This window comes from Bradyrhizobium sp. S3.2.6, from assembly GCF_040546885.1.
Taxonomy (GTDB): domain Bacteria; phylum Pseudomonadota; class Alphaproteobacteria; order Rhizobiales; family Xanthobacteraceae; genus Bradyrhizobium; species Bradyrhizobium cytisi.
On sequence record NZ_JBEPOS010000013.1, the window covers coordinates 147,757 to 160,834 of the forward strand.

Genomic DNA, 13,078 nt, shown 5'->3' on the forward strand with positions numbered 1-13,078 from the left:
ACCCAACAACAGGAAACCGCGGCGTCGCAAGGCGCCGCTTGGTACATTGGCGCGTTGGTTCCGAAAGGGCGGCCGCCACGTGATGAAGCTCGACAGACGCGAATTTCTCCTCGGCAGCGCCGCAACGCTCGCAGCGGGCGTATCGGCGTCAGCACTTCCGGTGTCGAAACTTGCGCAGCGCCGTCCGGGCTATGGCGCCGCCGCCACGCTCTGGGACCTGCAGGCTGATCCGCGGCTCGGCGAGGCCATCAGCACCTATTGTACGCAGGTGGTGCCGGTGCTCGAACTGAAATGGCCGATGCTGCGGCCGGACGCGCACACGTTCGCCTTCGAGCGCGCCGATGCCATCTATGATTTCGCCCAGAAGAACGACCTGACCATGCGCGGCCACGCGCTCGCCTGGTATCACGACATTCCGGACTGGACCAAGCAGATCAAGGATTCGAAAGGCGTCGAGCGCGCCTATGTCGATCACATCAACACCGTCGTCTCCTACTACAAGGACAAGCTGACCTCGTGGGACGTCGTCAACGAGCCCATCCCTGACAATCCCAAAAGCGTCACCGACCGGCGCAACACGTTCTGGACGCAGCATCTCGGCGACCGCTGGATTCCGCTCGCCTTCCGCGCCGCGGCCGCGGCCGATCCCTACGTCAAGCTCGCGATCAACGAATACGATATCGAGTCGGCGAAGGACTCGTTCATCGCCAAGCGCGCCGCCTACCGCAACCTCATCATGAATCTGCTCGACCAGGGCGCGCCCCTGCACGCGGTCGGACTGCAATCGCATCTGCATGCCGAGCTCGAGATCGACACCCATGGGCTCGCCGAGTTTGTCACCGAGCTCCGCGCGTGGGGCCTGGAGGTCTACGTCACCGAGCTCGACGTCGACGATCAGAAGCTGACGGGAAGTGCTTCGGAGCGCGATGCCATCGTCGCCAAGCGTGTCGACGATCTGCTGACGGCAATTGCGACCAGCGGACCGGCACGCTCGATCCTGACCTGGGGCATCTCCGATCGTTACAGCTGGATCAACGGCACCTTCGCCCGCAGCGACAAGCAGCCGAACCGCCCGCTGCCGCTCGACGGCGAGTTCAAGCCGAAGCCGTTCATGGACGTCATCAGCAAGTTCACGAAGGACCTGTGAGGCTTTGCCTAAGCATGATCTTTTCGGAAAACCGCTGCACACTTTTCCGGATCATGCTTTAGCCGGTTTTGGGCGTCTCGAAAGCGGTCGTGTCGCCCATGTGGTCGGGAGACAGGCTGGGACCGCGGCGGTCGCGCGAATTCAGGCGGAAGACGTCGCGGATGTCGTCGATCGAGGTCGACGAATAGGACTGGATGCAGAGCGCGACCTGCTCTGGCGATGCGGCGGCCATCAAGGCTTCGATCGCCGCGCGATCGAGGCGGGTGTCGTCCCAGTGCGAGACGGCGATACTGTCTTCGCTCACCCGGTGTGCCGCCAGATGTTCCGGCGAGTTCGCGACGAAGTTTCCATACAGCAGGTACTCGGAGAATTTCTTCTTCCGGCACAGCGCCAAGGCCCAGCTGAGGCCCGTCGCCGACTTGATGGCGCCGGTCATCGCGCGCGCGGCGTCCTTGTCCCAGACCAGCGCGTTGCCGACATAATCGTCCGCCGGGAAGGCGCGCTCCTTGATACCGAGAAGCTGATCGACGGTGCGGAGCCACAGCACATGCAGGGGATGGTCGGCGTCGATTCCCTTGCGCGTGACGAACAGCGGCGTTTTCTCCGCACCGGCATATTGGCCGACGTCGAACTCGCGGAAGAACAGATTGTCCGAGTCAAGAATACAGACGCGCTGCTCGGGTCCATTGAGCACGCCGGCGATCTTCAGGATCTGCTGGATGTGCCAGCCATGGACAGGCGATGACAGCAGCGACAGCCAGACACGGCGATTGCTGATGAACTGGAGCGACGGCGGCAGCGCCCACAGCCATTTCGGCAGGTAACGCGAGGCCGGAACGATGACGCGCTTGTCGGACGCAAACCGCTCGAACAGCGGCACGTCCTCATCGTTAACGAGAACATAATGCCGCGTGTAACCCGTCAACCAGGTGTCGATGCTCTCGCTCAGCAGCGAGAAGCGCTCGATATCCTTGGCATAGCTAGCAGTCAGCAGGGCAACAGAATGCATGATACGTGCTCAAATGGCCATCGAAACACACTCATACAAGCGAGGGGAGACGTTGGAAACTTCGATTCGTAATCAAGGTAAAATGAAACGAATCGTTAGCCATCCGACGGCAGCCCCTGCGCGATGCCGCGAAAGCGTAGCGGCGCCAGCGACGATGCGCGCTGCCACCAATCGGCGACGCGATCGTCAAGCGCCGTCCCCCCGCGGCCCTGGCCGGGAAAGATCCGGATCTGCTGCACCGCCTCGGCCTCAAATCCCTTGCCCTTGCGTGTGATCTTGAGGGCGGCACCTTCGCGGTCCCGCTGCGTCAGCGGCACCAGCAGGCGGCCGTGCGGGCGGAGCGATTGAAGCCAGAGCGGTTGCGGATGCGAGAAGCCGGCATGCACGATGATGATGTCAGCGGGCTCGCTGATATTGAGGCAGCCGTCGCCGTTGATAACCTCGACATTCCGATAGGCACGAAGACAGGTCGCGGCACGCACCGCGAGCCGCTCGTCACACTCGATCGCATGCACCCTGCCGTTCGGGCCAACGATCTCTGAGAGGATCGCCGAGAAATAGCCGAGCCCGCAACCGATCTGGACCACGCGATCCTTCTCCCCGACGCCGAGCAAATCGATGAAGTGCGCCCACAGGCTCGGCAGTCCGGTGTCGAGCTTGCGGCGCGCGTCGATCGCAACCAGCACATTGTCGTAGAGATGGACGGGGTCGGCGTCGGGCGTCAGTCGGTATTTGCGCGCCGCCTCGCTCTTGATGCGCCAGGGCCCCTTCGCCAGAAAATTTTCGCGCGGCACCGCCGCCAGGGCTGCAAGCAGGCGCGGCGAGGAGAGTCGTTCCCGCTTCGCAATCAGCTCGACGTAGCGCGCACGGGCGGCGGGCAGATCGCTCATTTCACCGGATCGGCCTGACGAGCCGGTGTGTCGCCACCGATCTCGTGCACGAGCTGCATGGCCAGCTTCAGGTCCGGCGTCAGGAATCCCTCGTTGAACTTGCCGACGATCGGCACGAGCAACAGACTGGCGTGTTCGCGCTTACCGGCGTCGTGCGACAGCCGAGCGAGGCTGACGGCAGTTCTGAGCTCCCAGGACAACGCGCCCTGCTTGCGCGCGGTATCGAGCGACAGTTCGAACAAATCTTCGGCCTCCTGCACCGAAGTCGGATTGCCGTCCGACAGGGTGATCTCGCCTTGCAGGCGATAGACTTCCGCCAGATAGGAGTGATCGCCGGTCCGTCTTGCGGTCGCAAGCGCACCGTCCAGCGCGCGCAAGGCGGCATCGCGCATGCCGACCTTGGCATAGGCCTCCGCCAGCAGGCAGCGGAACCAGCAGCCGGCGAGCCAGGAATCCATCGCCTCGTATTCGTCGAGGCCGAACCGCATCTGGCTGATGCCCTCGTCGGCCTCGCCGAGCTGCGCCAGCGCCCAGCCGCGCAGGATCGTGGCCTGCTGCTTCCAGTGCAGGAAATTGTGCTCGGTGGCGATGATCATGGCGCGGTTGGCGTGGTCGCGCGTGCCCTCGATATCGCGCAGATGCTGGCAGAGATAGGCGCCGAACACCAACGCAAAGGCGAGCGAGAAGGGATGGCGGATCTTCTCCGCATGCAGGATCGCCTGCTCGCTGTGCTGCCGCGCCGCGTCAGGCTGGCCGAGGAACCACAGGAGATAGCCGAGGTAGGACAGCGAGACGACGCCGGGATCGGTGCCGTGCCGCTCCATCAGGTCGGAGTGCAAATCGGGGCTGTAGAGATTGATGCAGCGGTGCAGATGATGCTGCGCGGCGGCGAAGCGCCCGCGATAGAGCATGGTCATCGCGATCGAGCGGTGCGCCTCGATCAGATAGCCGGTCTGCTGCGCCGGCTGCGCCCGTTCGTTGAGCCGCTCGCGCTTGGCGAATTTCAACAGCTCGACGCTGAGATCATGCGCGCGGGTGAGATCGGCGCGGATGAAATGGCAGACCCAGAGCCCGCGGGTGGCGGCAAAAGCCTTCTCGTCGTCATCGAGCTGCTGGCCGAGCTCGAGGGCGCGGATGTAGTTCTCCTCGACCTCTTGCACCGCGTAGCCCTTGGCGGCGATCAGCGCGTTGCCGAGCGCGATGCGCACCTCGAGCTCCATCTCGTCGGCGCCCTGCATGCGGGCATTGGCCTGCACCACGCTCAAGCCGCGGCGCAGATGGCCGATGGCCTCGAGATTGGCGCCGCTCTTGGCCGCCTGCTTGCCGGCCTTGAGCCAGAAGCTCGCCGCGCCCTCGCTCTGGCCGGACTCGGTGAGATGGTGGGCCAGCAGCTCCGGCTCGCGCTCGGTCTTCTCCGGATACATCTCGGCGAGCACCTGGGCGATGCTGGCATGCAGCTTGCGTCGCTCGCTGTGCAAGAGGCTGGCATGCGCCGCGTTCTGGATCATCACGTGCTTGAAGGAGTAGAGCGCGTCCGGCGGATGGCCGCGCCGCATGATCAGGCCCGCCTCCTCCAGATGCGTCAGCGCCGCTTCGATCTGCTCCGCAGGCGTGTTGGCGACCGCATGCAGGGTCTCGTAGGAGAACTCGCGGCCGATTGTGGCGCCGATCTGCGCGATCCGCTTGAACGGCCCCATCCGGTCGAGACGCGCCATCAGCGAGTCCGTCAGCGTCGCCGGGATCGCGAGTTGCCGCCACGGGCCCGACAGAACGTAGCGGCCATGCCGCTCGGTCAGGAGGTCGGACTCGAGAACCGTCTTGGTCAGCTCCTCCAGGAACAGCGGCACGCCGTCGGTCTTGACGATGATCTCCTCGATGACCTCCTTGGGTAGCTCGCGCCCGGCGACACGCTCGACCAGCGTCGCGCGCAACGGCCGGCTGAGCCGGTTCAGCACGAGAGTGGTAATGTGCGAATGCGCGTTCCAGCTCGGCTGGAATTCGGAGCGCGCGGTGATGATCGCAAGGATCGGCCGGTTCTGCACCCGGTCGACGACGAGGTCGACCACCTCGCGGGAGGTCGGATCGATCCAGTGCAGATCCTCAAAGGCCATCACCAGCGGCATCTCGCGCGCGAGGCCCAGGAAGTGATTGACCAGTGCCGCGACGGTCGCGTCCTTCTGCTGCTGCGGCGACAGGTCGAGCGGCGGATAGCGCTCGCCGGTCGGGATCGACAGTAGCGCGGCAAACAGCGGCGCGACCTGCTCGATATCGCCGTGCGCGGCGGCAATTGCATTCTCCAGGCTTGCCAGCGACAGCGCGGACACATCCTCGCGATCGAGGCCGAGGGAAAACTTGAGCTGCTCGACGAACGGATAGAAGGCGGTGGAGGTGTAATAAGGCGAGCACTGGAACGAAACCTGTCCGTGGCGGTCGCCCGCGATCCGCTCAAAAATCTCCTGGATGATGCGCGACTTGCCGATGCCGGGCTCGCCGAACTTGACGACGACCTGGCCGTCGCCCTCCTTGACCTGCTGCCAGCGTCCCATCAGCAGCGCGATTTCCTCCTCGCGGTTGACGAGCGGGGTCAGGCGCGTGCCCATGGCGGCCGCAAAGCGGGTCTCCACCCGCGTGGCGCGCACGACGTGCCAGGCCTGGGTCTTCTCCGAGATGCCCTTCAGCGCGTGGGCGCCGAGATTGCGGTAATCGAACTTCCCCTTCAGCAACGACTGCGTCGAGGAGGAGATCACCACGCCGTTGGGCGGCGCCAGCGCCTGCAGGCGCGCGGCCAGATTGACGGTTTCGCCGACCGCGGAATCGCGCTCCTCGGTGCCCTGGCCGACGAGGTCACCGACCACGACGAGGCCGGTCGCGATCCCGATGCGGACGGCGGGCGCGTGGCTGAGCGCGCCGCGCGGCTCGATCGCGCGCGCCGTCGAGAGCACCCGCACGATCTCGAGCCCGGCGCGCACCGAACGCTCGGCGTCGTCCTCATGCGCGGTTGGATAGCCGAAATAGACCAGAATGCCGTCGCCGACGAAGCGGGCGGCAAAGCCCTCGTAATGCTTGACCACGCGCACGCAGGTCTCGCGAAAGCTTGCGATCATGTCGCGCACGTCTTCCGGATCGAACTGGGCGGAGAGCGCGGTGGAATCGACCATGTCGCAGAACATGGTGGTGAGCTGACGCCGCTCGGCGCCGACCTCTGCTCGGGTCGGCGGGTACGTCGGCGCGACCGGCGCCTCCGCCGCCTCGGCCTGGAACAGCGACGCGGTCGCTCGCTGCAGCCGCTTGCGATCGCCAAGCGGCAATCCGAGCTCGGCAAGATCAGCCTCGGTCAGGTCCCCCATGACATCGAGATCGAGGCGGTGTTGCGCGAACAGATCGGTGTAGTGGCCGAGACCGATGCCTTCGAGCCAGCGCTTCAACCCGACATCCGTCCCCGGCTCTTTCTCCAGCATGGTGATCCCGCCCGACACTCCCCCCGCCGAAAGGCTTAAGGTCCCTCAACCACAGATTTTGGGGCCAAAACTTCACCTCAGACTGGACGCGTTCCCTAACTCTTGGGAAGAATAGCCCAATCAGATCAAAAGGGAATGGCGTTGTCGGAGATTGCGTCCGGGGCGGGAGAGGGATCGGCAGACGCGGGCGCCGAAACCAATACGTTTGCCCATATCGGCGGCCTTCTCGCCTTCCATGCGCGAACGATGCCGGCGGCGCCCGCCCTGCTCGCCCCTGGTCGGCCGCCTCTGAATTATGGTGCGCTCGGCGCCAGGACCGCGCATCTCGTCCAAACGCTGCGCGGGCTCGGCATTGCACCTGGCGACCGGATTGCCGTTGCGCTGCCGCGCGGGGCCGACAGCGCGCTGGCTCTCATCGCGGTGGCATCAAGCTGTGCCTGCGTCCCCGTCAACCCGGACCTGACGGCGGATGAACTGCAACGTTATTTCAGCGAATTGAAGCTGACGGCGCTAGTCACCCGGCCCGATATGAACTCGCCGAGTCGCGACGTCGCCAGGGCGCTTGATATCGCGATGATCGACTTCGTTCCGGGACCTGAGACGGATCTCGGCGGCTGTGCGTTCATCGGACCGACGATCGGTCCGGCCTGCGCGAACGGCGCCGCGAGTGCCGAGGATGATGCCTTCATCCTGCTGACGTCAGGCACAGCAGCGCGGGCCAAAATGGTACCGCTCACGCATCGCAATGTGTGTCTCTCGGCGCAAAATGCCGGCCGCGTGCTGTCGCTCACATCGCACGATCGCCTGCTGAATGCCTTGCCGCTGTTTCACGCCCATGGCCTGATCTCCGGTCTCCTGACCGCGCTCGCCGCGGGCTCCAGCGTGATCGCGACCGGCGGTTTCGACGCACCGTCCTTCTTCGGCTGGATGCGGGACCTGCAACCGACCTGGTACACGGCGGTGCCGACCATTCATCGCGCCCTGCTGACGGCCGCGGAAGCCAACCCGGAGCGCGCCCGCGCGCCATCGCTGCGCGTAATCCGCTCGGCCTCGTCCTCGCTTGCGCCCGCGATCCTGAACGGGCTGGAGACGATGTTCGGCGTGCCCGTGCTGGAAACCTATGGCATGACTGAAGCGGCCTCGCAGATTGCCGCCAATCCGTTCGAGCTGCGCAAGATCGGATCGGTCGGCCGTGCCGCAGGTCCTGAGATCGCCATCATGGACGAGACCGGCCGCGCGCTTGCAAGCGGCGAGCGTGGCGAGATCATGCTGCGCGGAGCGAACATGAGCCGCGGCTATTATAATGACGAGGCCGCGACGCAAGCTGCATTTCGCGACGGCTGGTTCCGGACCGGCGATCTCGGCTATCTCGATGCCGACGGCTATCTCTTCATCGTCGGCCGCATCAAGGACGTCATCAACCGCGGCGGCCAGAAGGTCTCGCCGCTTGAGGTGGAAGAGGTGCTGCTGGCCCATCCGGCGGTGCTGGAAGCTGGCGTCTTTGCCGTTCCCCACGCAAAACTCGGCGAGAACGTCGCCGCCGTCGTGGTGCTGCGGGACAATTCCGAGGCGACCTCCGACCAGTTGCGCCAGTTCGCGCGCAAACGTCTCGCCGCCTACAAGGTGCCAAGCCTGATCCGCAGCGTGGCGGCGCTGCCGAAAGGCGCCAGCGGCAAGGTCAAGCGCAACGCGCTGGCCGACCTGATTTCGGCGTCCCATGATGACGACGAGACGCAGCTGCCGCGCAACGCGCTGGAGACCCAGCTCGCAGAGATCTGGGCCAATCTTCTGGAGCTTCCGAAAGTAGGCGTCGATCAGGATGTCTTTGCGCTCGGCGCGGACTCGCTCGCGGTCACGCAGATGCGCTCGCGCCTGCGCGAGCGCTTCAACGTCGACTTCTCGTTCGAGGACATTTTCGATTGCGCCACGGTCGGCGCTCTTGCAGCCCGGCTCGAGACCACGGCGCATCGCGATGCGACGCTGCCGGCTTGGCGCCCGGCGGCTACTGAAGGAGATGCGCCGCTGTCGTTCCAGCAGCAGCGGATGTATGTGCTCTCGCGGCTCGATCCGACGCGCTACAATTATAACGTGGTCGAGGTCGCGCTGCTCAAGGGGCAGGTCGACATCGCTGCGCTCCATGCAAGCCTCGCTGCGATCTGCGCGCGCCACGAGGCGCTGCGCTCGGTCTTCGTCGAACGCGAGGGCGAGCCCGTGCAGCGCGCACTCGAAGCAGCGCCGCGGTTCGAGCGGATCAAGCTAAGACCCTGTTCTTCGCGTCAACGGGCTGCGGTCGTCAGGCGCGAGGCGCTCGAGCTGGCGCAATATCCGTTTGATCTCGGCCGCGAGCCGCCGCTGAAGGTCACGCTGTTTTCGTTCGACAAGTTCAGCCATGCGCTGGTGGTCAACGTCCATCACCTCGTCACCGATGGCTGGTCACAGCGGCTGTTCTGGGAGGCGCTCGCCGCCGGATATTCCGCCGCGCGCAAAGGGAGCACGACGATGCTGCCCTCGCCCAGGTTCCAATATCGCGACTTTGCGCGCTGGCAGCAGAGCTGGGCGCAGACACCGGCGGCGAAGGAGCAGCTCGACTATTGGCGAACGCAGCTCGACGGCGTCACCACGCTGCCGCTGCGGACCGACCGGCCGAGGCCTGAAGTCTGGAGCGGTCACGGCGCCCGTCACTATTTCGAATTCTCAAGAACCCTTTCGGCCGACATTCGCGCACTGAGCCAGGACCAGGGCGTGACGCCGTTCATGGCGCTGCTCGCGGTGTTCCAGTGCCTGCTGTTCCGCCATACCGGACACGAGGATGTCGCGACGGGCTCGCTGATCGCGAACCGCAACCAGATCGAAAGCGAACGGCTGATCGGGCTGTTTGCCAATACGCTGATCCTGCGCAACGATTTCGGCGGCGACCCGACCTTCGGCGAGATGCTGCGGCGGGTGCGCCGGGTCACGCTCGATGCCTATCGCAATCAGGATCTTCCGATCGAGGAAGTCCTGCGCGCGTTGCAGATCGCGCGAAGGAGCGACGGCAATCCGCTGTTCCGGATCATGTTCATCCTCCAGAATGCGTCGATCGAGGCGGCGCGCTTCCCCGGCCTGTCGACGCGGCGGCTGGAGATCGACCCGGAAGTCGCGCGCTTCGATATCACGCTCGAGCTGGTCGAGGCCGAGGGCCGCTTCACCGGCTTCTTCGAATACGCCACCGATCTGTTCGACGCAGGTACGATCGAGGGCATGGCGGGTCAGTTCAAGACCCTGCTCAAGGCCGCCATCACCAATCCCGAGCAGCGCATCTCGCGTCTGCCGCTGCTCACCGACGCCGAACGCCGGCTGTTGCCGACGAAAGGCCGGCCTGCCAATTTCGCCACGCGCGGAAATCTCTGCGAACGCTTCGAGCGGCAGTCAAAGAAGACGCCGAACGCCGTGGCGATATCCGACGGAGTTCTGTCCCTGAGCTATCGCGAACTGGCGCTGCGCAGCCAGGCGATCGCGCGCTGGCTTGCCCGCGAGGGCGTCGGCACCGAGACCGTGGTCGCGCTGCTTGCCGATCGCGGGCCCGACCTGCTCGCGGCGATGATCGCGGTGCAACGCGCGGGCGCGGCCTTCCTGAACCTCGATCCCGAGCAGCCAACGGCGAGGCTCGCAACCATCCTCGGATCGAGCTGCGCAAGCGTGCTGCTGACGGGGCGCGCGCAGTCCGCCATGGTCAACGAGCTGCTCGAGCCGCTGGTCGCGCGCATCCAGGTCGCCGAGATCGAGGATGCGATGGCGCTGGAATCGACCAAGCCGGCCCGCGCGGCACGGCGCGCAAGCGCGAGCCTTGCCTATCTCATCTATACGTCCGGCTCTTCCGGTGCGCCGAAGGGCGTCATGATCGAGCAGCGCGGGCTGTCGAACCATCTGGCGTCGCTGATCGCCGAGCTCGGCCTCACGGGCAAGGACGTGGTCGCACAGACCGCACCGCAGAGCTTTGTGATCTCTGTCTGGCAGTTCCTCGCCGCTCCCATGGTCGGCGCACGTGTCCATGTCTGCGGCAATTCGGTCGTCCAGGATCCGATCCTGCTGGCGCGGGAGATCGAACGCGAGGGCATCACGGTGCTCGAGATCGTCCCCTCGCTGCTCCGCGTCATCCTCGAACGCCTCGGCGAGGCACCGATGCTGCGCGCCTTTGCGAAACTGCGGCTGCTGATCTCGACCGGCGAGCCACTGCCCGTCGAGCTCTGCCGCGCCTGGTTCGTCCGCTGCCCGAAGGTGCCGCTGATCAACGCCTACGGCGCCTCGGAATGTTCTGATGACGTTTCCCTGCACCGGCTGACCAGGGCGCCGGACACGGCGGCGACCAATGTCCCGGTCGGCGCGCCGCTGCCCAACACCCAAATCTATGTGCTCGATCATGGTCTGGAGCCGCAGCCGATCGGCGTGGTCGGCGAGCTTTGCATCGGCGGCGCCGGCGTCGGCCGCGGCTATATCAACGATCCCGCCCAGAGCCGGCAGCGCTTCATCCCCGATCCGTTCGCACGCGCGCAAGGCAGCCGGCTGTACCGCACCGGCGACCTCGCCCGCCGCCGCGCCGACGGGACCATCGAATGCCTCGGCCGCGCCGACCTTCAGGTCAAGGTCCGCGGCTATCGCATCGAGCTCAAGGAGATCGAGGCTGCGCTTGGCGACCATGCAGGCGTCCGCGCCGGCATCGTCGAGCCGCGCCGCGACGCCAATGGCGATGTCAGGCTGATCGCCCATGTCGTAGCCAAATCGGGCAGCCGGATCAGCGCCAGCGAGCTGCGCGACTTCCTCAAGAGCCGGCTGCCTGTGCATGCCATCCCGTCGGCCTTCCTGTTCCTGGATCAGATTCCGCTCAATGCCCACGGCAAGCTCGATCGCTCCGCCCTGCCAGCGCCGGCACAAGAGAGTGCAGGGACGGAAGCCGCCGTGCCGGCCCGCCGCTTCACCGAAAAGGTGCTGTCCGACATCTGGATCGATCTGCTGAAGGTCGAGAGCCTCGGCGTCACCGACAATTTCTTCGACCTCGGCGGCCATTCGCTGCTCGCGGGCCAAGCCATGGCGCGCGTGGCCCGCGCGCTCGGGGTCTCGCTGCCGATCAAGACCATCTTCGAGGCGCCGACGATCGAGGAGCTCGCCCGGCGGGTCGACGAGGCCGTGACCACGAAACCGCAAAAGCCCGCGGCCGGCGTGCCACGCCTCGCCGACAGCGGACCGCCCACGCTGTCGATCGCGCAGGACCAGATGATGCGAATCGAGCAGAACCTGCCCGATCTGCCGCTGTTCAACCTGCCCTTCGCTTTCCACCTCGAAGGCCCGATCGATCCGCGCAGGCTGGCGCAGGCCATCGACGACATCGTGCGCCGCCACGAATCGTTACGCACGGCGTTCGGCTGGAATGGCGAGGAGCCGGTCAGCCGGATCGTCGCGCCCGCCGCGCTCGGTCCGGTTCTGACCGTCGAGACCATCGGCGACGGGCGGCCCCACAACAACAAGCGCCGCAAGGCCCTCGAGCTCAGGAAGATCGAGCTCCTGATCGCGCAGGAGGCATATACTCCTGTCGACGCCGCCCGGGCGCCGCTGCTGCGGGCGCGGCTGCTGCGGCTGCACGCCGAGGATCACATTCTGCTGCTGACGCTGCACCATGCCATCGCCGATGGCTGGTCGATCGGCGTGCTGTTCGAGGAACTGTCCAACCGCTACGCCGCGCTGGCAGGCCATCCGTCGATGCCCCTGCCGAAGATGCCGCTCGCGTTCTCCGACGTCGCACGCTGGCAGCGCTGGTGGTGCGGCACTGAGGCGGCCCGCCGCCAGGCCCTCGACTGGAGCGAGGCATTGCGCGGTTCAGCCCCCCTGTTTGACGGTGAGGCGCGGCCGGGCGCGTCGACCGGCCATCATCCCCTCAGCCTGGAGCGCGACCTGGTCGCCCGCCTCACCGCCTATGCGCGACAGCACAACGCCACGCTGTTCATGTGCCTGCTCACTGGCCTGAAGGCCCTGCTGCTGGCGCGGACCGGGCGCACGGACATCTCGGTCGCGACCGCCATGGCCAATCGCGCCCAGCCGGACACCGAGGGTATCGTGGGTCCGTTCGAGAACACGGTGATCGTCCGCAGCCGAATTACACCGGATCTGTCGTTCACGCAGGCCTTGGGCCGCGTGCGCCAAAGCGTGCTCGAGGCGCATGCCCGGCAGGAGCTGCCGTTCAACATCCTGGCCGACCATCTGGAGCAGGAGGGCATCGATCCGGCTTCGCTGCTCCAGGTCTATTTCACGCTGCAAAATCCGCTGCGCCAGCCGCTCGAGCTGCCTGATGTCGCAGTGCGATCGATCGGAAATGTTGCGCGCGAGGGCCAGCCGGTACTGCCGGTCGACCAGACCTGGCTGTCGCTGATGCTCAAGGAGCGCCTGACCGGGATTACAGGTTCGTGCAATTACAAAGGCGAGCTGCTCGACGGCGCCGTGGTCGGCGCCTGGATGGAGGATCTCGTTGCGCTGCTGAGGGCCGCTATCACGCAGCCCAATGCGCCACTCGACCGGCTGCTCGCCCGCCGGGCGGCTTGACCGG

5 protein-coding genes are annotated in these 13,078 nt (G+C 65.9%); 2 read left to right on the forward strand and 3 right to left on the reverse strand.

All coding sequences use genetic code 11. The annotated features are described in order from the left end of the window. Nucleotides 1–79 precede the first annotated feature (79 nt). Entirely contained in the window at nucleotides 80–1,147 is a 1,068-nt protein-coding gene (locus ABID58_RS22765; protein WP_148753328.1) for an endo-1,4-beta-xylanase, read from the forward strand. 58 nt (nucleotides 1,148–1,205) lie between these two features. Here ABID58_RS22765 and ABID58_RS22770 read toward each other — a convergent pair whose 3' ends face one another. The 3 genes from ABID58_RS22770 to ABID58_RS22780 all read right to left on the reverse strand — a co-directional run bounded on the left by ABID58_RS22770 (nucleotide 1,206) and on the right by ABID58_RS22780 (nucleotide 6,504). Further along, nucleotides 1,206–2,156, reverse strand: a complete 951-nt coding sequence (locus ABID58_RS22770) for a DUF6492 family protein (protein WP_148753327.1) — start codon at nucleotides 2,154–2,156, stop codon at nucleotides 1,206–1,208. Between the two features lie 95 nt (nucleotides 2,157–2,251). Beyond that, the gene (locus ABID58_RS22775; protein WP_354034776.1) at nucleotides 2,252–3,046 is read right to left on the reverse strand and encodes a protein-L-isoaspartate O-methyltransferase family protein; all 795 of its coding nucleotides are present in this window, start codon (nucleotides 3,044–3,046) and stop codon (nucleotides 2,252–2,254) included. Beyond that, nucleotides 3,043–6,504 carry an ATP-binding protein gene (locus ABID58_RS22780; protein ID WP_354034778.1) on the reverse strand — a complete coding sequence of 1,154 codons (3,462 nt, stop codon included), beginning with the start codon at nucleotides 6,502–6,504 and terminating at the stop codon, nucleotides 3,043–3,045. The genes ABID58_RS22775 and ABID58_RS22780 overlap by 4 nt, the downstream gene beginning before the upstream one ends. Nucleotides 6,505–6,639: 135 nt before the next feature. Here ABID58_RS22780 and ABID58_RS22785 point away from each other — a divergent pair, with 135 nt between their 5' ends. After that, a complete protein-coding gene (locus ABID58_RS22785) occupies nucleotides 6,640–13,074 on the forward strand; it encodes a non-ribosomal peptide synthetase (RefSeq protein WP_354034780.1) in 6,435 nt (2,144 codons plus the stop codon). Nucleotides 13,075–13,078: the final 4 nt, after the last annotated feature.